The sequence below is a fragment of the Pseudomonas sp. 4CAES_32.4 genome, assembly GCF_058136335.1.
Genome location: NZ_CM176882.1, coordinates 2,421,798 through 2,442,836, shown reverse-complemented (window position 1 = coordinate 2,442,836; position 21,039 = coordinate 2,421,798). Strand labels below are relative to the sequence as shown.

The 21,039-nt window shown below is 60.6% G+C and carries 22 protein-coding genes; 13 read left to right on the top strand and 9 right to left on the bottom strand.

Annotation, left to right across the window (positions count from 1 at the left end; genetic code table 11):
* Positions 1–98: 98 nt before the first annotated feature.
* A complete protein-coding gene (locus AC3Y64_RS11055) occupies positions 99–1,145 on the top strand; it encodes a class I SAM-dependent methyltransferase (RefSeq protein ID WP_489987461.1) in 1,047 nt (348 codons plus the stop codon).
* Positions 1,146–1,199: 54 nt separating this feature from the next.
* Positions 1,200–2,042: an NAD-dependent protein deacetylase gene (locus AC3Y64_RS11050; RefSeq protein WP_489987460.1), complete on the top strand. Its 843-nt coding sequence runs from the start codon at positions 1,200–1,202 to the stop codon at positions 2,040–2,042.
* Between the two features lie 79 nt (positions 2,043–2,121).
* On the opposite strand, the gene AC3Y64_RS11045 is transcribed toward AC3Y64_RS11050, so the two are convergent.
* Positions 2,122–2,997 (bottom strand): LysR family transcriptional regulator, encoded by an 876-nt coding sequence (locus AC3Y64_RS11045; protein WP_489987459.1) that lies wholly within the window; start codon positions 2,995–2,997, stop codon positions 2,122–2,124.
* Positions 2,998–3,168: 171 nt separating this feature from the next.
* Between AC3Y64_RS11045 and AC3Y64_RS11040 the strand changes: the two genes are divergently transcribed.
* Genes AC3Y64_RS11040 through AC3Y64_RS11030 form a run of 3 tightly spaced genes read left to right on the top strand, consistent with a single transcriptional unit; the run spans position 3,169 to position 5,750 of the window.
* Positions 3,169–3,867 carry a CoA transferase subunit A gene (locus tag AC3Y64_RS11040; protein ID WP_489987458.1) on the top strand — a complete coding sequence of 233 codons (699 nt, stop codon included), beginning with the start codon at positions 3,169–3,171 and terminating at the stop codon, positions 3,865–3,867.
* Between the two features lie 24 nt (positions 3,868–3,891).
* Positions 3,892–4,557 carry a CoA transferase subunit B gene (locus tag AC3Y64_RS11035; RefSeq protein WP_122594424.1) on the top strand — a complete coding sequence of 222 codons (666 nt, stop codon included), beginning with the start codon at positions 3,892–3,894 and terminating at the stop codon, positions 4,555–4,557.
* A gap of 11 nt (positions 4,558–4,568) precedes the next feature.
* Positions 4,569–5,750: an acetyl-CoA C-acetyltransferase gene (locus AC3Y64_RS11030; protein ID WP_489987457.1), complete on the top strand. Its 1,182-nt coding sequence runs from the start codon at positions 4,569–4,571 to the stop codon at positions 5,748–5,750.
* Between the two features lie 226 nt (positions 5,751–5,976).
* Here AC3Y64_RS11030 and AC3Y64_RS11025 read toward each other — a convergent pair whose 3' ends face one another.
* Both AC3Y64_RS11025 and AC3Y64_RS11020 read right to left on the bottom strand, forming a co-directional pair.
* On the bottom strand, positions 5,977–7,296 hold the full coding sequence (locus AC3Y64_RS11025) for an Nramp family divalent metal transporter (protein WP_489987456.1): 1,320 nt from the start codon (positions 7,294–7,296) through the stop codon (positions 5,977–5,979).
* 72 nt (positions 7,297–7,368) lie between these two features.
* Entirely contained in the window at positions 7,369–7,905 is a 537-nt protein-coding gene (locus tag AC3Y64_RS11020; RefSeq protein WP_489987455.1) for a chalcone isomerase family protein, read from the bottom strand.
* Positions 7,906–8,051: 146 nt separating this feature from the next.
* Between AC3Y64_RS11020 and AC3Y64_RS11015 the strand changes: the two genes are divergently transcribed.
* On the top strand, positions 8,052–8,828 hold the full coding sequence (locus AC3Y64_RS11015; protein ID WP_489987454.1) for a hypothetical protein: 777 nt from the start codon (positions 8,052–8,054) through the stop codon (positions 8,826–8,828).
* An 80-nt stretch (positions 8,829–8,908) separates the two neighbouring features.
* Entirely contained in the window at positions 8,909–9,472 is a 564-nt protein-coding gene (locus AC3Y64_RS11010) for a DcrB/PsbP domain-containing protein (protein ID WP_489987453.1), read from the top strand.
* On the opposite strand, the gene AC3Y64_RS11005 is transcribed toward AC3Y64_RS11010, so the two are convergent.
* The 4 genes from AC3Y64_RS11005 to AC3Y64_RS10990 form a co-directional block, all read right to left on the bottom strand.
* Positions 9,462–10,178, bottom strand: coding sequence for an alpha/beta hydrolase (locus tag AC3Y64_RS11005; RefSeq protein WP_489987452.1), 717 nt, complete (start codon positions 10,176–10,178; stop codon positions 9,462–9,464). The genes AC3Y64_RS11010 and AC3Y64_RS11005 overlap by 11 nt on opposite strands.
* 206 nt (positions 10,179–10,384) lie before the next feature.
* On the bottom strand, positions 10,385–11,497 hold the full coding sequence (locus AC3Y64_RS11000) for a succinylglutamate desuccinylase/aspartoacylase family protein (protein ID WP_489987451.1): 1,113 nt from the start codon (positions 11,495–11,497) through the stop codon (positions 10,385–10,387).
* A gap of 196 nt (positions 11,498–11,693) precedes the next feature.
* Entirely contained in the window at positions 11,694–12,473 is a 780-nt protein-coding gene (locus AC3Y64_RS10995) for an ABC transporter substrate-binding protein (RefSeq protein ID WP_016775210.1), read from the bottom strand.
* A 247-nt stretch (positions 12,474–12,720) separates the two neighbouring features.
* Complete coding sequence (locus AC3Y64_RS10990) at positions 12,721–13,149, bottom strand: rhodanese-like domain-containing protein (RefSeq protein WP_489987450.1); 429 nt, start codon at positions 13,147–13,149, stop codon at positions 12,721–12,723.
* A 102-nt stretch (positions 13,150–13,251) separates the two neighbouring features.
* Between AC3Y64_RS10990 and ftrA the strand changes: the two genes are divergently transcribed.
* Positions 13,252–14,226: a transcriptional regulator FtrA gene (ftrA, locus tag AC3Y64_RS10985; protein ID WP_489987449.1), complete on the top strand. Its 975-nt coding sequence runs from the start codon at positions 13,252–13,254 to the stop codon at positions 14,224–14,226.
* 133 nt (positions 14,227–14,359) lie between these two features.
* Here the strand turns inward: ftrA and cobF are convergent, their stop codons facing one another.
* On the bottom strand, positions 14,360–15,115 hold the full coding sequence (cobF, locus tag AC3Y64_RS10980; RefSeq protein ID WP_489987448.1) for a precorrin-6A synthase (deacetylating): 756 nt from the start codon (positions 15,113–15,115) through the stop codon (positions 14,360–14,362).
* On the bottom strand, positions 15,115–15,684 hold the full coding sequence (locus tag AC3Y64_RS10975; RefSeq protein WP_489987447.1) for a histidine phosphatase family protein: 570 nt from the start codon (positions 15,682–15,684) through the stop codon (positions 15,115–15,117). The genes cobF and AC3Y64_RS10975 overlap by 1 nt, the downstream gene beginning before the upstream one ends.
* Positions 15,685–16,013: 329 nt before the next feature.
* Between AC3Y64_RS10975 and AC3Y64_RS10970 the strand changes: the two genes are divergently transcribed.
* From AC3Y64_RS10970 to AC3Y64_RS10950, 5 genes are all read left to right on the top strand, one after another.
* Complete coding sequence (locus tag AC3Y64_RS10970) at positions 16,014–16,868, top strand: MurR/RpiR family transcriptional regulator (RefSeq protein WP_489987446.1); 855 nt, start codon at positions 16,014–16,016, stop codon at positions 16,866–16,868.
* 2 nt (positions 16,869–16,870) lie between these two features.
* Entirely contained in the window at positions 16,871–17,515 is a 645-nt protein-coding gene (locus tag AC3Y64_RS10965; RefSeq protein WP_489987445.1) for a cysteine hydrolase family protein, read from the top strand.
* The gene (locus tag AC3Y64_RS10960; protein ID WP_489987444.1) at positions 17,512–18,843 is read left to right on the top strand and encodes a type I glutamate--ammonia ligase; all 1,332 of its coding nucleotides are present in this window, start codon (positions 17,512–17,514) and stop codon (positions 18,841–18,843) included. Before AC3Y64_RS10965 ends, AC3Y64_RS10960 begins: the two co-directional genes overlap by 4 nt.
* Complete coding sequence (locus AC3Y64_RS10955; RefSeq protein ID WP_489987443.1) at positions 18,827–19,579, top strand: N-formylglutamate amidohydrolase; 753 nt, start codon at positions 18,827–18,829, stop codon at positions 19,577–19,579. Before AC3Y64_RS10960 ends, AC3Y64_RS10955 begins: the two co-directional genes overlap by 17 nt.
* 78 nt (positions 19,580–19,657) lie before the next feature.
* Positions 19,658–21,007, top strand: coding sequence for an APC family permease (locus AC3Y64_RS10950; RefSeq protein ID WP_489987442.1), 1,350 nt, complete (start codon positions 19,658–19,660; stop codon positions 21,005–21,007).
* The last annotated feature ends 32 nt before the right edge of the window (positions 21,008–21,039 follow it).

The window sequence follows — 21,039 nt, the reverse complement described above, 5'->3', positions numbered from 1 at the left end:
CCTGCTGTGCCCTGCCCATATCCGTGACCACCGCCCGGTGGCGCCTGCCTCGACCCTTAACGCCGCCGGACGGTGATCCTGTTTCAGGAGCACACGTGATGGATGAGGCCCGACTTAACGAATTCATGGGCAAACTGGTCAACGACATGGGCGGCGCGGCGATGCTGGCCAATGTCATCGTCGGCGAAGAACTCGGGCTCTACCGAGCCATGGCCGACAGCCAACCGATCAGCCCCGAAGCCCTCGCCGCAAAAACCACCTGCAACCCCCGACTGGTTCGCGAATGGCTCAGCGCCCACGCGGCGTCCGGCTACATGGAGCATCGCGACGGCCAGTTCCGTCTGCCCGAGGAACAAGCCCTGGCGCTGGCCGTGGAGGATTCCCCGGTCTACGTCGCTGGCGGCCTCGGCGTAGTGGCGTCGTTTTTCCACGACAAGGACAAACTGGTCAAAGCCATGCGCGGCAACGGCGCCCTGCCTTGGGGCGATCATCACCCGTGCATGTTCACCGGCACCGAACGGTTTTTCCGCCCCGGTTACAAAGGTCACCTGATCGCCGAATGGCTGCCGGCGCTGGAAGGCGTCGTCGCCAAACTCGAAGCCGGGGCCAAAGTGGCCGACGTCGGCTGCGGCCATGGTGCGTCAACGGTGATCATGGCTCAGGCATTTCCAAAATCGCGCTTCGTCGGCTTCGATTACCACGCGCCGTCGATCACTGTGGCGACGCAGCGTGCCGAAGAAGGTGGCGTGAGCAATCGGGCGACGTTCTTTCAGGGCTCGGCGAAAAACTATCCTGGCAATGACTACGACCTGATCTGCTATTTCGACTGCCTGCACGACATGGGCGACCCGGTCGGCGCTGCGCGGCATGCCTACGAATCACTGAAGGATGACGGCACGGTGTTGCTGGTCGAGCCGTTCGCCAACGACACGCTGGACGACAACATCAACCCGGTCGGACGGTTGTTTTACGCAGCATCGACGTTTATCTGCACGCCAAACTCACTGTCCCAGGAAGTCGGCCTCGGCTTGGGCGCGCAGGCCGGTGAATTGCGTCTGCGCAAAGTGTTCACGGAGGCTGGGTTCAAACACTTTCGCCGCGCCACGCAAACACCGTTCAACCTGATTCTGGAGGCGCGCAAGTAACCTGCGCGGGTCGCGTGCTAACCTGCTGGCACCGTCCCCTCCGGAGCGCTGACCATGCTCGACAGCCCGACCCGCGCACACCTCGACACCCTGCAACAGGCGATGGCCGACGGCGATTTTCTGGTGCTCACCGGCGCCGGCATCAGCACGCCCTCGGGCATTCCGGATTATCGCGATAGCGACGGCGTACGCCGTGGCCGGCAGCCAATGATGTATCAGGAGTTCCTCGCAGCGCCGGAATCACGTCGCCGTTATTGGGCACGGGCCATGCTTGGCTGGCCACGGGTGCGGCAAGCGCAGCCGAATGCGGCGCACGCGGCGCTGGCCAGTTTGCAGAGTCATGGATTGATCAACCATTTGATCACGCAGAACGTCGACACCTTGCACGACCAGGCCGGCAGTCATGACGTGATCGAATTGCATGGCAGTCTGCATCGGGTGCTGTGCCTGGATTGCGGTCAGCGCAGTGAGCGCGATGCGATCCAGCGCCTGATGGAATCGCAAAACCCCTATCTGGCTGGCGTTGACGCGGTGCAGGCGCCGGATGGCGATACCCTGCTCGACCCCGCCTTCGAGGCACGCTTTCAGGTGCCTCGCTGCCCGTATTGCGTCGGCGAGCGGATGAAACCCGACGTGGTGTTTTTCGGGGAGAACGTTGCGCAACCGACAGCCGCCCGAGCCATGGCCGCCGCTGAGAATGCCGCCGGCATGCTGGTTGTCGGGTCATCGTTGATGGCGTATTCGGCGTTTCGTTTGTGTCGGGTGATGGTTGATCGCGGCAAACCGTTGATCGCGATCAATCTGGGCAAGACCCGGGCGGATGATCTGCTCAGTCTGAAAATCGAAGCATCCTGCGAACAACTGCTGCCTCTGCTGACACAACGCCTCACTACCTGAACACGCCCCCCCCCTGTGGGAGCCAGCCCTGCTGGCGATGGCGTTCGAGCATTTACCAGCAGGGCTGGCTCCCACAGGGTCAGTGTTCTGCCTGAAGGATATCGAACAACGCCTGCGCCGCTGCCGACAGTTCATTGCCAGGTTCAGTCAGCACGCCAATCGCCCGCTCCACCGAATCGCTCAGGGTCAGACAATGCGCGCCCAACTCCTGCATTTGCTTGGCACACAGCGCTGGAACCGCGCTGACCCCGAGTCCACTGGCAACCATCCGCCCAACCGTCGCCAGTTGATGACTTTCAAACTCCACCGGCAGTTTCATTCCGCGGGTCTGCAAGTGTTCCTCCAGCATGACCCGCACCGTGGACGGACGCTGCAAGGTGATGAATGGCTCCGACAACAGCGTCTGCCAGTCGATCTCGCTGCGCACCGCCAGCGGTGAATCCTTGGGCACCACTGCGACGAAGCGATCGATGTACAACGGGGTGAATGTCATCGAGGTGTTTTGCATCGGTTCGAACGCCACGCCCAGCTCCACTTGACGATCGCGGACCATCTCCAACACTTGCTCGTTGATCACGTCGTTGACCGTGACGCTGACGTTCGGATAGCGCGCGCGAAAGGATTTGAGGATCGGCGGCAGCAGATTGCCGGCAAACGACGGCATCGCCGCCAGCGTCACCCGCCCACGTTGCAGGCTGAAGCGCTGGCGCATTTCGTCTTCGGCGTTGTCCCAGTCGGCGATCAACCGTCGCGCCAGCGGTAACAGCGATTCACCTTCCGGGGTCAGTGCGACGTTGCGCGTGTTGCGGCTGAACAGGCGTCCGCCCAAACCTTCCTCCAGCGCCTTGATGGTCAGGCTCAACGCCGATTGCGACAGGTGCAGACGCTCGCAGGCCACGGCGAAACTCAGGCTGTGAGCTACGGCGAGGAAGGCGCGGATTTGCTTAATGGTCATGGTCGCTGCGCTCCAGTTCTAAGCTACAAGCGTTAAGCGGCAAGACATAACGCGACTATTGAGCTTTATCAATCAATCAACCTTAAAAATCAACTTAACAAATATATCCTTCAGCGAGACACTCCAACCATTCGGCTAGCCAGCCGCCCGCAAATAATAAAAGAGGTGCATATGGCAGGTTTCGACAAGCGCGTGAGTTCCTACGAGGAAGCCCTGGCCGGGCTTGAGGACGGCATGATCGTTATCGCCGGCGGCTTCGGTCTGTGCGGCATTCCGGAAAACCTGATCGCCGAGATCAAGCGCAAAGGCACCCGCGACCTCACCGTCGTCTCCAACAACTGCGGCGTCGACGGTTTCGGCCTCGGCGTGCTGCTCACCGATCGCCAGATCAGCAAAGTCATCGCCTCCTACGTCGGCGAAAACAAGCTGTTCGAAGAGCAACTGCTCAAAGGCGACATCGAAGTCATCCTGACCCCGCAAGGCACCCTCGCCGAGAAAATGCGCGCAGGCGGCGCTGGCATTCCGGCCTTCTTCACCGCCACCGGCGTCGGCACTCCGGTTGCCGAAGGCAAGGAAGTGCGTGAATTCAAGGGCCGCAAGTACCTGATGGAAGAATCCATCACTGGCGACTTCGCCATCGTCAAAGGCTGGAAAGCCGACCATTTCGGCAACGTCATCTACCGTCACACCGCGCAGAACTTCAACCCGCTGGCCGCCACTGCCGGCAAGATCACCGTGGTTGAAGTCGAAGAAATCGTCGAGCCCGGCGAACTCGACCCCTCGCAGATCCATACCCCGGGCATCTACGTCGATCGGGTCATTTGCGGCACGTTCGAAAAACGCATCGAACAGCGCACCATCCGCAAATAATTCAGGCTGACGGAGAATAAAAACATGGCACTTTCCCGCGAACAAATGGCTCAGCGCGTCGCCCGCGAAATGCAGGACGGCTTCTACGTGAACCTCGGCATCGGCATTCCGACCCTGGTCGCCAACTACATCCCCGAAGGCATGGAAGTCATGCTGCAATCGGAAAACGGCCTGCTCGGCATGGGCCCGTTTCCGACTGAAGAAACCATCGATGCCGACATGATCAACGCCGGCAAACAGACCGTGACTGCGCGCATCGGTGCGTCGATTTTCAACTCCGCCGAATCCTTCGCGATGATCCGTGGTGGCCACGTCGACCTGACCGTACTGGGCGCGTTCGAAGTCGACGTCGAGGGCAACATCGCTTCGTGGATGATCCCCGGCAAACTGGTCAAGGGCATGGGCGGCGCAATGGACCTGGTGGCCGGCGCCGACAACATCATCGTGATCATGACCCACGCCTCCAAGGACGGTGAGTCGAAGTTGCTGTCCAAATGCAGCCTGCCGTTGACCGGCGCTGGTTGCATCAAGCGCGTGCTGACCGACCTCGCCTATTTGGAAATCGAAAATGGCGCTTTTGTCCTCAAGGAACGCGCACCTGGCGTCAGCGTCGAGGAAATCGTCGCCAAAACCGCTGGTAAACTGATCGTCCCGGATCATGTACCGGAAATGCAGTTCGCTGCCCAGTGAGGAATTCGAAAATGCAAGACGTCGTAATTGTTGCCGCCACGCGTACCGCGATCGGCAGTTTCCAGGGCTCCTTGGCCAGCGTGTCCGCCGTCGATCTGGGCGCGGCGGTGATCCGTCAGTTGCTTGAGCAGACCGGCCTGGACGGTGCACAGGTCGATGAAGTGATCATGGGCCAAGTGCTGACCGCCGGTGCCGGCCAGAACCCGGCACGTCAGTCGGCGATCAAGGCTGGCCTGCCTCACGCCGTGCCGGCGCTGACCCTGAACAAGGTTTGCGGTTCGGGCCTCAAGGCTTTGCACCTGGGTGCACAGGCAATCCGTTGCGGCGACGCTGACGTGATCATCGCCGGTGGCCAGGAAAACATGAGCCTGTCCAACTACGTGATGCCGGGCGCACGCACCGGTCTGCGCATGGGTCACGCGCAAATCGTCGACACCATGATCAGCGATGGCCTGTGGGATGCATTCAACGACTACCACATGGGCATCACTGCCGAGAATCTGGTCGACAAGTACGAGATCAGCCGTGAGCAGCAGGACGCTTTCGCTGCCGCGTCTCAGCAGAAAGCCGCCGCTGCCATTGAGGCCGGTCGCTTTGTCGATGAAATCACCCCAATCCTGATCCCGCAGCGCAAAGGCGATCCGGTGGCGTTCAAGGTTGATGAGCAACCACGCGGCGACACCACCGCTGAATCCCTGGCGAAACTGCGTCCGGCCTTCAAAAAGGACGGCAGCGTCACCGCCGGCAACGCTTCGTCGCTGAACGACGGCGCTGCCGCGGTGATCCTGATGAGCGCGGAAAAAGCCAAAGCACTGGGCTTGCCGGTGCTGGCGAAAATCGCTGCGTACGCCAACGCGGGTGTTGATCCGGCAATCATGGGCATCGGCCCGGTCTCGGCCACCCGTCGGTGCCTCGACAAGGCCGGCTGGAACATCGACCAGCTCGACCTGATCGAAGCCAACGAAGCCTTTGCCGCGCAATCGCTGGCGGTGGCCAAGGATCTGCAATGGGATCTGAACAAGGTCAACGTCAACGGCGGCGCCATCGCCCTGGGCCACCCGATCGGTGCATCGGGCTGCCGCGTGCTGGTGACGCTGCTGCATGAAATGATCAAACGCGATGCGAAAAAGGGTCTGGCGACCTTGTGCATTGGTGGCGGTCAGGGTGTAGCGCTGGCGCTGGAACGCGGTTAAGCAAGAGGTTCAACGGCAGGCGGCGGATCCACGACATCCGCTGAATGCTGGCAACAAAAAACCCGGTGCGACTTGCGTTGCACCGGGTGTTTTTTGGTCTGGATTTTGTGTTGCTTTCAATGGCCCTATCGCTGGCAAGCCAGCTCCCACAGTGGATCGGGTTCACAAATCCCTTGTGGGAGCTAGCCCTGCTAGCGATGAGGCCAGCCCAGTCAGCACAAAATTTTCAGCCAGCCAATTGCAAAATCAACCACGCATTCGCCCCGCTGATCACCCCAAACAATCCCCAAGCCAACACCCGCGTCGGCAAACGATTCACAAACGGCCCCATCAGTTGCTTGTCATTGGTCATGCGAATCAACGGGTACAGCGCAAACGGCAGTTGCAGACTCAACACCACCTGACTCATCACCAGCAACTTGCCCACCGCGTTATCGCCCATCAGCCACACGCCGATGAACGCCGGAATCAGCGCCAGCCCGCGCGTGATCAAGCGCCGCTGCCAGCAAGGGATCCGCAGGTTCAGATAACCCTCCATGATCACCTGCCCGGCGATGGTGCCGGTGAACGTCGAGCTCTGCCCGGACGCCAGCAACGCCACGCCGAACAGCACACTGGCGAGTGCGCCGCCGACCAATGGATCGAGCAAGTGATAGGCGTCCTGAATGTCGACCACTTCAGTGTGCCCGGACTGATGAAACGCTGCCGCCGCGAGAATCAGGATCGCCGCGTTGACCAGCAGAGCCAGCGCCAGCGAGCCGATGGTGTCAATGCGCGCCAGTTTCACCGCGTCCTGCTTGCTCGCCAGATCCTTGCCGATCATCCGCGTTTGCACGATTGAAGTGTGCAGATAGAGGTTATGCGGCATCACCGTCGCGCCGAGAATGCCGATGGCCAGGTACAACGGCGCGGCATCGCTGATCGCCGACAACGAGGGTTTGAAGCCGCTGAACACGTCCGGCCAATACGGTTTGATCAGCACCAGCTCAACGAAGAAACACACGCCGATGGTCGCCACCAGCACCAGCATGATCGCTTCGAGTCGGCGGAAGCCGCGATTTTGCAGGGCCAGCACCAGCAAGGTGTCGAACGCGGTCAGGGCAATACCAAAGGTCAACGAACAACCGAGCAACAAGTGAAACGCCAGCGCACAACCGAGCACTTCGGCAAGGTCAGTGGCGATGATTGAAATTTCCGCCAGCACCCACTGCAGGCGCGCGGTCGGTGTGCTGTAACGCTCGCGGGACAATTGCGCCAGGTCGCGTCCCGTCGCGATGCCCAGCCGCGAACACAGGCACTGCACGACCATGCCCGCCAGACTCGCCAGCAACACCACAAACAACAGGCTGTAGCCAAAACGCGAACCGGCCTCGATGGCGGTCGCCCAGTTGCCAGGGTCCATGTAGCCGATCGACACCAGCAATCCGGGACCGGCGAAACGCAGCACGCGTTTGAAGAATGGGGCACTCGGATCCACCGCGACACTGCCGGCGACTTCCGGCGGACAAAACGGCGCGGTGGCGATTTTGGGCAAACTGAATTTCACGCACACATCCAGAAACAAGTCGGAAAGACGCAGCTTAGACGTTTCAGTCGGAGCCTTGAAGCGTAAAAAAATCTATCGACTCACACCTAACAACTGCTCACGCAACTCGGGACTGCGCGTGCGTGGATCCAGCCAGATGTCGAAAAACGCTCGGGCAAACTGCGGATCATCAATTTCATGCTGCAACTGCTGACCGACAAAAAACCGCGCGCCCTGCCCCGGCAGATATACCCCGGTGATCCGCGTACCGGCCTGCACATCGACGAACGATTGCTGCATCTGAATCTGCCAACCGGCCAGTTGCGCGGGGCTCACCGTGGCGCCGCCCAAGCGCTTGATTTCGTCGACGCTGGCCTTGACCAGATCCTCGCGGGAGATGCTGCGGCGGTAGATCAACTCCAACGCAAACGGCTGACCGTCCGCCAGCGGTCGGGCGGCGCTCCACAACCGTGCGTTGTACACATCGAATCCGAATACGCTGAAATCGCCGGTGCCGATGATCTGCGCACCGGGCACCGCGTCCTGCCAATTGGCCCAGGTCGGCGTCAGCAACAGCGCCCACAGGCCGATTCCGCAGCATCCGCGCAACACCTTCGGTGCTCTGTTCATGGCGGTATCGACTCCGGCTAGCCCTGATAGTCAGAGCATAGTCGGCTATCGCGATCAGCACTTTGTATACAAAATCCACACACATTTGCAGCAATCAAGGGTCAGCGATGCTAACGTGGCCGTCACCACTCGACGGAGACCTGTGCGTGCTGATCCTCAAATTGCTGTTGATTCCCGGTTTTCTGCTGCTGATTTCCCTCGCGGGCAAGCGCTGGGGGCCGAGCGTGGCCGGGTGGCTGTCGGGGTTGCCCGTGGTGGTCGGGCCGATTTTGTTTTTCCTCGCCATCGAACAGGGGCCGACGTTTGCCGCACAGTCGGCAGTGGCGGCTTTATCGGCGATGTTTGCGATGATTGCCTTCTGCATCACCTATGCGCAGGTCGCCCAGCGAGCGAACTGGCCGTGGGCCTTGGCGACTTCCATGGCAGTGTGGGCGGTGCTGGCGCTGCTACTGTCGTTGATTCCGCCGTCATTGCCGTTCTCAGTCGCAGCAGCAGCGATTGCTTTGCTGTCTTCGCCGTACCTGTTTCCCAAGGTGCAGCCAGTGCTCAACGGCCCAACGCCGAAGTCAGACAAACTGATCTGGCGGATGATCGCCGGCGCCGCGCTGACGCTGGTGGTCACGATGCTGGCCAGCACCGTCGGCGAGCGCTGGAGCGGTCTGCTCGCGGTATTCCCGGTGCTCGGCAGCGTGATGGCGGTGTTTTCCCAGCAAACCCGAGGCGCGGCATTTACCGCCGTGCTGTTACGGGCGACGGCGACAGGGATGTATTCGTTTTCGGCGTTCTGTCTGGTGTCGGCATTGACGCTGCCGACCATGGGACTCAGCGGATTTGCCGTGGGTGTCGCCGTCTCGGTGGCCATGCTCGGTGTGACCCGCCAATTGCTGGCCCGGCCGGTGGCGAAACAGCCGCAAGCGCAGTAACCCTGACGAACCGCGCTGGAGTGACGGCGCGCTGCGTGGGATGATCGCCCGCCTAGCGCGTCCATCCCTCGGAGATTCGAATGTCATTGTTGAGCAAGAAAGCCGTCATCGTGTTGCTGGCGGCCGTCGCCGGTCTCGGCGCCATCAACGCTCAGGCTGCCAAAGCCAAGGAAAAAGCCACGAGCGAGCACGTCTCGCTGCTCGGCGGCAAGTTCACCTTCACTCTGCCTAAAGGCTTCGTTGCTGATCCGTTACCGGCCAGCCCGGGCGGCGCCACCGGCACGATGTACACCAACGAAACCACCAAGACCGTGGTCATCGCCGCCGAAAACCAGATTCCTCAAGGTCAGAACGTCAAGGACAACGACGGCGAATTTCTCGACGGTAGCGTCTCGAGCTTTATCGAAGACCAACGCAAAGCCTTGCCGGACTTCAACAAGCTCACGGAGAAAAGTCTGACCCAGAAAGGCACCGGCCTCGGTCTGCGTCAGGTCGACAGCACCGCCACCCAGGGCGGTGGCCAGACCCTCAACACCACGCTGATGGCCGGCTCCGGGACGAAAATGGCGCTGGTTCAGGTGATCTCCCGCGCCAGCGACAAGAAAGGTCACGATGCCTTGGTGAAAACCATCCTCAAGGATTGAGCTGCTGCAACCAGCCATTCAAATCCCGCAGTTCGGCCGCACTGATGCTGTGGCCGACGCCGGGATAGGCATGGAATTGCGGCTTGTAACCGAGTTTCTGTAGCTGCGCATTGGCGTCCGTGCCATTGCGGTACGGCACTGGATCATCGGCGGTGCCGTGGCCAATGAAAATATTCAACGGCAGTGGTTGTTGCTCGGCTTTGAGCTCTTTCTTCAAGACCGGCAATAAACGCCCGCTCAACGCCGCAAACCCACCGACAGCGGCTGGCGCTCGCAGGCCCACCTCGTAACTCATCATCGCGCCCTGGCTGAAGCCGATCAGGTACACCTTGTCCGGGCTGGCGTGATATTTCTTCGCGGCTTGGGCGATAAAGTCGCGCAGCTTCTGGCTGCTGACCTGCAGATCATCGGTCTCGCCGTTGTAGGCACCTTCGCCCTTTTTGCGAAACCACTGATAACGTCCTTCACCCAACGCCATCGGCGCCTGCACCGACAGATAGTTGTACTGCGCCGGCAGCTGAAATTTCATACCGATCAGATCGGCTTCGTTGCTGCCGTAGCCGTGCAGGAAAATCACCAGCGGACGCGGCTCGGCGTCGGGGTGAACCTGTTCGATGTACTTGAGCGGCAGATCGGATTGCAACGAGGTTTGCGCGTGGACGGCGGTGGACGCCAAGAGCGTCAGCAGGGCAAAGACCTTCAACATAGAGCCTTCCTTTTCAGGGTGTCGGGTTCGGGGGGAGCCTAACATCCTCGGTGAAGGATCCAAATGTAAGGGCGTTGCTGATGCCGCCATCGCTGGCAAGCCAGCTCCCACAGTGATTGATGGTGATCACCGATATTGTGTACACCCATTCACCCTGTGGGAGCTGGCTTGCCAGCGATGAGGCCATTAGATTCAGCGAAGATCGATCAGTCGTTCGTCAGTTTCCCAGTACGAAACGGCACCCGCCCCGCCACTTTCGCCTGCCAGATCCCAGGCTCGGTGTAACGGCCACGGTCGATGGCAAACAACACCCCGCTGGTCCCGGCGCAGACAGTGGTCACGCGATCCTGCAGCGGATCAACCACCTCGAACAACGCGTCGCCCTTCTCCACCCACTCCCCCGCATTGCGCAGGAAGCTCACCACGCCATGGTGCGGCGCGAACAGGTATTCGGTGCCCTCGAACGGCAGGCCTTCGCAGCACTCGTCTGGCGCCGCCGGCCATTCACCGCTGATGAAGCCATTCTCGGCGAGGAAGCCGAGAATAGCTTCGCAATTGGCCTGCGCCTGATCGACGCGGGTGTCGCCCATGCTGCCCAGTTCCAGCGTAGTCGCCAGGTTGGCCGCTGGAATCGCTGCATCGGGAAATGCTTTGGCCAGACGCAGCCACGGCGTCGAGCAGGATTCGTCGAACGAACTGCCGCCAGAGTCTTCACACAGCAAGGCCACGCCAGCCTTCAGGCGCGCCGCCAACGACTGCCACTGCGGCCAGTGCTGCGGCAAAGCGTAAAGGTGGATCGAAGCGTCGAAATCGCAATGCAGATCGAGGGTAATGTCGGCATCACAGGCATGGCGCAACAACAGACGATGCAGTGCTTGCAGTTGCGAGGCCGGCGCTGGCAACGCATCGAACACCTGCCCCATGGCCTGACGGATCAGTGCCACGTTGGCGTCCGCATCGGCACCCAGCTGCTCGCCGATCAGCGCTGCAACCGGCGTACTGAGTTCGACAAACGCGCGGTTGAAATTCTTGCCGCTGCCCAGCTCGAATCGGCCCATGTGCGCGCCTTGCACGTGTTGATCGAGACCAATCGGATTGGCCACCGGCACCAGTTCAATCACACCTTGCAAACGGCCTTGCGCTTCAAGTTGGTTGAGACGCTGCTTGAGTTCCCACGCGGTGCGCATGCCCGGCAGTTCATCGGCGTGCAGGCTGGCCTGGATGTACACCTTGCGTGAGCCGGCGCCGTAACGGAACACGCTGAGGGAGCGCTCACTGCCCAAGTGGCTCCAGGGCAGAATGTGGTCGATGCGTTGCATGGGTACCTCCTCAATATCTGGATCACAAAGATCCCCTGTAGGAGTGAGCCTGCTCGCGATAGCGGTTCAACATTCAACATAATAGTTGTCTGACACACCGCTATCGCGAGCAGGCTCACTCCTACAAGGGTCTCACCACAATTAGAGCGCAAAAAAAGTGGCCACCGCGTAACGGGGCCACTTTTTCTACGGCGTATTAATGGCCGTACACGTCAAAGTCGAAGTACTTGTCCTGGACTTTCTTGTACTCGCCATTGGCGCGGATTTCGGTGATGGCTTTGTTGAATTGCTCGGCCAGCGCGGTATCGCCCTTGCGCACGGCAATCCCGGCGCCACCGCCGAAGTACTTGGCGTCTTCGTAGGTCGGACCGACGAATTCGAAACCTTTACCGGCGTCGGTTTTCAGGAAGCCATCGCTGAGGTTGACCGAGTCGGCCAGCATCGCGTCGATACGGCCGGAGACCATGTCGAGGTTGGCTTCCTGCTGCGAGCCGTAACGTACCAGGTCGATCCCGGCTGGTACCAGCACTTCGGTGGCGTAACGGTCATGGGTACTGGCACGCAGCACGCCGACTTTCTTGCCTTTAAGCTCGGTCAATGGGTCTTTGACGCCGGAGCCTTCCTTCATCACGAAGCGCGCCGGGGTGTGGTAGTACTTGATGGTGAAATCGACGTTCTTCTTGCGGTCGTCGGTGATGGTCATCGACGACAGGATCGCGTCGATTTTCTTCACTTTCAGCGCCGGGATCAGGCCATCGAACTCTTGCTCGACCCACGTACATTTGACCTTCATCTGCGCGCACAGCGCATCGCCGATATCCACGTCGAAACCGGTGAGTTTGCCGTCAGGGGTTTTCATCGAGAATGGCGGGTAACCGGCTTCGATACCGATGCGGATCGGTTTGGCGTCTTCGGCCACAGCGGTCAGGGACAACATCGACAGTGCCAAGGCACCAAACATCACTAGCTTCTTCATTTATAACTCCTGTGTGCGGAGGCTTTTATTGGCAGCTTTCGATTCAGCGTTCGGTCATGGCCAATTGGCTACAAAAACCGAAGTGGCCGGCAGTCTATGGCGGCGCGCACAGGGTAAATTGTGTTTAAGCGACAAATACTTATGAAAGATCGGCGCAGCCGTTGACCGAGGTCAACAGCTGCGCCGTGGTGGTGCAAAGGCTGTAGGACAGGCTTCTTTTTTGCTCAGGAAATCGCTGAAAAACGTGTCAGCACGCGCAGCCGATCGGGGTTTGAGAACCCTGTGGCACGCTCAACTGAAAACCCTCATCCAGCCAACCGGTGACACCGCCAATCATTTCCTTGACCGGGTAACCCAGCGCCGCCAGTTTCACCGCCGCCTTGTTCGCACCGTTGCAATGCGGGCCGGCGCAATACACCACGAACAGGGTGCCCATTGGATAACTCGCCAGACTTTCCAGCGTCAGCAACCGCGTCGGAATGTTGATCGCGCCCGGCACATGCCCGCGTTCGTAAGCCAGCGGCCCGCGCACGTCGATCAAGACAAAGTCGATTTCGCCGGCCTCATGGCTGCTGTAGACGTCGGAACAATCGGTTTCGAATGTCAGACGGTTGCTAAAGTGCATGAGGGCGATGGCCGAAGGGGCTGCGGGAATGTTGCGAACCAGGCTAGGCATGCGGTGTTGCTCCTGTGTCTCGTTGGGGATGAACAGACTTTATCGAGACGCCGCAAATCGCTACAGTGGCGCACAAGACACTCACCGGGAACTTTCCGCCAAATGCCGACTTCACCAGGTCTGGTCGCGATTCTGGCCTACGACGGCCTCTGCACCTTCGAGTTCGGCATCGCCGTGGAGATCTTCGGCCTCGCCCGGCCGGAGTTCGATTTTCCGTGGTACGAACACGCAATTGTGGCCGTCGATCAAGGGCCGATGCGCGCCTTGGGCGGGATTCAGGTGCTCGCCGATGGTGGCCTGGACCTGCTCAGCGCGGCGCGCACGATCATTATTCCCGGCTGGCGCGACCGTCATGCGCCGGTGCCACCAGAACTGATCGACGCACTGCGCCAGGCCCACGCCCGGGGTGCGCGGTTGTTGTCGATTTGCTCGGGAGTATTTGTGCTGGCCGCCAGCGGTTTGCTCGATGGCCATGGCGCGACCACGCATTGGCGCTACACAACCGAACTGGCGCAGCGCTTTCCGGCGATTGAGGTTGATCCGGATGTGCTTTATGTCGATTCGGGGCAGTTGATCACTTCAGCGGGCAGCGCGGCGGGCATTGACGCGTGCCTGCATCTGGTGGCGCGGGATTTCGGCACTCAGGTGGCCAATTCCGTCGCCCGGCGTTTGGTGATGTCGCCGCAACGCACCGGCGGTCAGGCGCAGTTCATTCCGACACCGGTCAGCCCGACGCCGCGCAACGATCTGTCGCGGGTCATGCAATGGGCCCGTGAACGGCTGCATGAACCGCTGGAAGTGCGCGACTTGGCCAGTGAAGCGGCGATGAGCGAGCGGACGTTTTTGCGGCGTTTCAGCGAAGCCAGCGGCCAATCGCCCAAGGCCTGGCTGCAACATGAACGACTGGCGCGGGCGCGGGAGTTGCTGGAGAGCACGGCGGACCATACCGAGCAGATTGCCGAGCGTTGCGGGTATCGCTCGGCGGAGAGTTTTCGCGTGGCGTTTCGCAGCGTGGTCGGCGTGCCGCCGTCGGTGTATCGGGAGCGGTTTGGGCGTGGAGTTAGTGCCAGTACCTGAGTTGTTCTTCAGGGCCCCATCGCTGGCAAGCCAGCTCCCACAGTGATTTGTGTTGTTTACGACATCTGCAAACAGCGCAAAAACCTGTGGGAGCTGGCTTGCCAGCGATGGGGCCAGTCGGGACGTCGCAAACCTAAGGCTTGCGCAACAAATAGGTATCCATAATCCACCCATGCTCAGCCCGGGCTGCCTTGCGCACCCGCTCGATCTCATCCGCCACATCGCCCAGTTTGCCGCTGATCAGAATCTCATCCGGCGTGCCCAGATAAGCCCCCCAATAAATCTCGGTCTCGAGATCGGCCACGTGCTGGTAAGCGTCTTCGGCATCGAGCATCACCACCAGACTGTCCGCATCACTTACCTGCCCGGCCGCCAAACGCCGCCCCGTGGTGATTTCAACCGAGCGACCAATCGTGTTCAGCGGCACTTTATGCTGCGCGGCGAGCGCCTGAACGCTGGTAATCCCCGGAATCACCTCAAACTCGAACGCACAGCGACCGGAATCGAGAATCGCCCGCAGAATCCGAACCGTGCTGTCGTACAACGCCGGATCGCCCCACACCAGAAAAGCGCCGCACTGGCCGTCAGACAATTCGTCATTGACCAACCGTTCGAAGGTCTGCTGTTTGGCGCGGTTCAAGTCATCGACGCTGGCCGCGTAGTCGACATCGCCTCGCTCGCGCTCCGGACTGTGGGCTTCGGCAAAGCGATAGGCAGGATCGTCGATGTAGCGCTCACAGATATCGCGGCGCAGATCGATCAGTTTGTCCTTGCGCTGACCTTTATCCATCAGAAAGAACACATCGACGCGGTTCAGCGCTTTGACGGCCTGCATCGTGATGTAGTCCGGATTGCCGGCGCCGATACCAATCACCAGTAACTTTTTCATCAGACAGCACCCTCACGTTCGAGACCGGGCAAGCGTAGTCGCCAGATGCCGTTGAAGCGTAACTCGATGAGCGACAGCGGCTCGACATCGATGGCGTTGAAAGCTGCGCCTTGCATCACGTGCATCAGTGCTGCGCGAATCACGAACGGATGCGTCACGGCGAGCACATGGCCCGGCACAGCCTGCAACGTCTGCAGCCATGCGCCCATCCGCGCGCCAAGCTGCACAACGGACTCGCCACCCGGCGGCGCAACCTGCGGATCGCCGAGCCAGGCGTTTAGCGCTTCACCTTCTTCGCGCTGTAAATCCTTGATCGCCTTGCCGTGCCAGTGCCCCCAATCGCAATCGCGCAACGCCTCATCGACCTCGGCATTGGTGCCGAACCGCGCAGCGGTCTGTCGTGTGCGTAATTCCGGGCCGCAGACCAGGCGTACCTCAGAGCCAAAACGCGTGCCAAACGCGTCAGACGCCAGAGACAAATCTTCAACAGGCTCATTCGTAGGAAAACGCGCCAATTTTTGTGCGACGGTTCGCGCATGGCAAATAAGAGTCAAACGGGTGGTTTGCACTGGGGAATCACTCTGTCGAGAGTCTTGAACACAGCGGCGCACTGCCGCTCTGCCGGCAATTGTGCCGTAAACCGCAGGTTTCAGGGCGTTCAGCTGTAGCACTAAATCCGCCTGATCCTTCAGAAAATCGGCAATGTCTGACACTGCCACGGGCAACGGACTACAAGACGCATCGACTTCCGCGTAGCCCTTGTTACACGGGCGTCTCGCTGCAAATCGGCGCCTCATAAACAACCGAAAAAATTAACTAGACATGTAGCGCCAGTTACATAAATACTGTTTTAACGGATTGTGAAGCGAATTCAACACCCCATCCAGCAGGAGCCCGGATGCCCCCTCTCAGAGACCTGATTACCGATCCCGGCCTGGATCTAACCCCGTCGGAGCGCAAAGTCGTTCGCGCCTTGCTGGATCAGTACCCGCGCAATGGTTTGGGCCCGATGGCACGTCTGGCCGAGCATGCTGGCGTCAGCGACCCGACCATCGTCAGGCTGGTGAAGAAACTCGGTTTCGGCGGTTATGCCGAATTCCAGGACGCCCTGCTCAGCGACATGGATCATCGCCTGCGCTCTCCGCGCACGCTGTTGCAACCACGCGCGCATCAAAACAAGGATGATGCCTGGGGCCATTATCTGGGCGAAAGTCATCGCCTGCTGGCCGAAACCCAGTCGCTGACCCAACCCGAGGATGTGCGCATCCTCACCGACTGGCTGCTCGACACCCGGCATCAGGTTTACTGCTTTGGCGGACGCTTCAGCAGCCTGATGGCCACCTACCTGCTCAATCACCTGCGCCTGCTGCGCCCCGGCTGCTTTGCCCTGGAAGACAACGCGCTGCTGCCCGATCGCCTGTTTGACCTGCAACGCCAGGACGTCGTGCTGGTGTTCGACTATCGCCGCTACCAGACTCAGGCCCTGCGCGTGGCCAGCGCGGCAAAAAGCAATAACGCGCGCGTGGTGCTGTTTACCGACATCTACGCCTCGCCCCTGCGCGAATTGGCCGACCTGATCATCAGTGCCCCGGTGGAATCGGCCTCCGCGTTCGACACCATGGTGCCGGCGCTGGCTCAGGTCGAGGCGCTGATTGCCTGCCTGACCCTGCGCGGCCCGGATCTGGCGGATCGCCTGGAAGGCATCGATGCCCTGCGCAACGACTTCGCCACTCACCTGCTGGAGGATAAATAAGGATGTTCAGCCTTCCCCACCGCTCGCCGCGGAACTTGCCGTTTGTCACTGACCACACCGCTCTGCTGCTGGTGGACATGCAGCGGGCCTGGCTTGAACCGCAGTTCGACCCGCACCTCACCGGGCCTGACGCCGAGTATTTCCTCCACCGCGCCCGCACGCAGGTGATCCCCAATCAACAACGCCTGCTTAGCGCTTTTCGCGAGGCGCGGCAGAACGTGCTGCACACGATTATCGAAAGCCTGACCGCCGACGGCCGCGACCGCTCACTCGACCACAAACTGTCGGACATGCACTTGCCCAAGGGCAGCCCACAGGCGCAGGTCATTGCCGAGCTGACCCAGGTGGAAAACGAAATCGTCCTGCCCAAGACGTCGTCCGGCGTGTTCAATTCGACCAACATCGACTACGTGCTGCGCAACCTGGAAACCCGTCATCTGATCATCGCCGGCATCGTCACCGACCAGTGCGTCGACATGGCGGTGCGCGACGCCGCCGATCGCGGTTATCTGGTCACGCTGGTCGAAGACGCCTGCGCCACCTACAGCGCCGAGCGTCATCACGCCTGCCTGAATGCGATCAAGGGTTATTGCTGGATCACCGACACCGACACCGTGCTCGGTCGCTTGCAGCAGATGCAGCCATGAGCGCACGCCTGACGCCGCTGCCGATGACCACGCTGGTCACCACTGACCTGATCGGCATTACCCGGGGCCGCTCGTTTCCCACCGATGAGCTGGAAAACTATCAAGCCGCCGGAGGTGGTTGGGTGCCGGCCAACAGCGCGTTGACGCCGCAGGACATCATTGCCTCGACCAATCCATGGGGCGCCTATGGCGATCTGCGCCTGATCCCCGACATAGGCAGCCGCGTCACCGTCAGCAATGGCCCGGACGCCAATGCGCCAGCGCTGGATTTCATCCACGGCGACATCCGCGAGACCGATGGCCGTCCGTGGGGCGCCTGCCCGCGCACGCTGTTGCGTGATGAAATCGAGCGTTATCGCGACACGTTGGGCTTGCAGGTCAACGCTGCGTTCGAGCACGAATTCAATCTGCATGCCGGTTTCGCCGAGCATTTGGCCTTCTCCCTCGAAGCTCAACGCCAAGGCGCCGAGTTCGGTGGCTGGTTGCTTAGCGCCTTGCGCGCCGGCGGGGTCGAGCCGGAAATGTTTCTGCCCGAATACGGCAAGCACCAATACGAAATCACCTGCCGCCCGACGCTTGGCGTTGCGGCGGCGGATCGCGCGGTGAATGTGCGCGAGATCACCCGCGAGATCGCCCGACAAATGGGCCTGGACCTGAGTTTCGCCCCCAAGACCGCCGCCGACGCGGTGTGCAACGGCGTGCACCTGCACGTCAGCCTGCTCGATCTGGGCGGTGTGCCGATGCTTTACGACGCGGGCACCAGCAATGGTCTGTCGACGCTTGGCCAGCATTGGGCAGCGGGCATCCTGCATTACTTGCCGGCGCTGTGCGCGTTCACCGCGCCGACGCCGGTGTCATACGAGCGTTTGCAGCCGCACCACTGGAGCGCCTCTTACGCCTGCCTCGGCCAACAGAACCGTGAAGCGGCGCTGCGCATCTGCCCGACCGTGACCCTCGGCGGCAAATCCGTGGCGAACCAGTTCAACCTGGAATTCCGTGCCATGGACGCCACCGCCTCGCCGCATCTGGCCATGGCCGCGCTATTGATCGCCGGGCGCCTGGGCATTGAGCAGCGTCTGGCGCTGAACGCGATCACCGATGAAATTCCCGATTCACTCAACGACGAACAACGCAAGGCGCGGGGCATCGTCGCCCTGCCCGTCTCGCTGAACCAGGCACTGGATTGCCTGCGCGACAGTGCAGCCTTGATCGAATGGCTGCCCAAGCCGTTGCTCGACACCTATTACGCCCTTAAAACCGAGGAACTGGCGCTGACGGAACAGCTCTCGCCCGCTGACTTGTGTGAGCACTATGCACGCCTGTACTGAATCCGCCGAGCTGGGGTTGTACACCCGTCCGGTCTACAACCTGAGCCGCGCCGACTCGACGCACCCGTTGATTCTGGTGTGCGAGCACGCCAGTCGCTACATCCCCGAGGCCCTGAACAATCTGGGCCTGGACGATACCGCCGCGCGTGAGCACATCGCCTGGGACATCGGCGCTTTGCAATTGGCCGAACAACTGTCGGAACAACTCGGTGCGACGCTGCTGAGCGCCAATTATTCGCGCCTGCTGATCGATCTGAACCGGCCACGGCATGCGCCGGACAGCATCCCGGCGCAGAGCGAGATTTACCAGATTCCAGGCAACCGTGAACTGGATGAAGCGACACGCGAATACCGCCGTCAGACCCTGTTCAAACCGTTTCACGCCCGCTTGCAGACCTTGATCGACGAGCGCATCGCTCAGGGTCAACCCGTGCGAGTGGTGGGAATTCACAGTTTTACCCCGGTGTATTACGGCCAGCCGCGAGCACTGGAAATCGGCGTGCTGTTCGGTCAGGCGAAAGACTACGCGCAGCGCCTGCTCGATGGTCTCGGCGAGCATCCGCTGAAGGTTGCCGGTAATCAGCCGTACAAGATCGACCCGCTGGGCGACATGACCGTGCCAGTGCACGGTGATGCCCGTGGTCTGGACTCAGTGCTGATCGAGGTGCGCAACGACTTGCTGCGCAGTCCCGAAGATATCTCGCGCTGGGCCGGATACCTCGCGCCATTGCTGTAACGAAGATGGCTGAAGCTGTAAACGATGGACCGATATAACAACTAAAACGACCGATTGGCTGACAAGGAGTTGCGCTTCATGGAAATTGAAGAATTCGGCTACAAGCAAGAGTTGAAACGTAGCCTGACGCTCACCGACCTGGTGGTGTACGGGATGATCTTCATGATCCCCATCGCCCCGTTCGGCGTGTATGGCTACGTCAACGCCGAAGCGCCGGGGATGGTGCCGCTGGCGTACATCATCGGCATGGTGGCGATGCTGTTTACCGCGTTGAGCTACGGCAGCATGGCCAAGGCTTTTCCGATTGCAGGCTCGGTGTATTCCTACGCGCAACGGGGCCTCAATCAACATGTCGGCTTCATTGCCGGTTGGCTGATGCTGCTCGACTACCTGCTGATTCCGCCGCTGCTGTATGTATACGCGGCGATGGCGCTCAACCATTTGTACCCGGACATTCCCAAGGTTGGCTTCATTCTGGCGTTCCTCGTCAGCGCGACATTCGTCAACCTGCGCGGCATTACTTTCACCGCACGGATGAACATCATTTTCCTGCTGGCGCAGCTGGTCGTTCTGGGCATATTCCTGTTCTACGCCTGGAACACTTTGCACAACGGTGGCGGCAACGGCGAGCTGACCCTGGCGCCGCTGTACAACGCTGAAACGTTCAATTTCGCGCTGCTGATGCAAGCGGTGTCGATTGCCGTGCTGTCGTTCCTCGGCTTCGATGCGATCTCGACGCTCGCCGAAGAAATCAAAGGTGATCCGGGCAAGAGCGTCGGCAAAGCCGCGTTGATCACACTGGTGGTGATGGGCGTAATTTTCGTGGCGCAAACCTGGATCGCCACCGATCTGGCGGCGGGTATGGGCTTCAAGTCTGCCGACACGGCGTTCTATGAAATCGCTGAGATTGCCGCCGGCAGCTGGCTGGCCACCGTCACCGGCGTGGCGACTGCATTGGCCTGGGGCGTGGCCGTGGCGATTACTTCGCAAGCGGCGGTGTCGCGCCTGCTGTTCGGCATGGCCCGCGACGGCAAGTTGCCGAAGGTGCTGGCCAAAGTGCACCCGAAACACAACACGCCATACCTGAGCATTTATCTGGTTGCCGTGCTGTCGCTGGTGATCTGCTACCTGTTCATCAACTCGGTCGACACCCTGACCTCGCTGGTCAACTTCGGCGCCCTCAGCGGTTTCATGCTGCTGCACCTGACGGTGATCAACTACTACTGGCGTCGGCAAAAGTCCGGTCAGGTGGTACGCCATCTGATCTGCCCGGTGATCGGTTTTATCATCGTCGCGGCCATCATGTACAACATGGGCGTCGATGCACAGAAACTCGGCCTGATCTGGATCGCCCTGGGCCTGGTGTACCTGTTCTTCCTCAACAAGCTCGGCGCCAGTACCGCGCTGCCTGACCCGAGCAATGGCTGACAAGAAAAAGAGCGGCGTCTGACAACAAATCA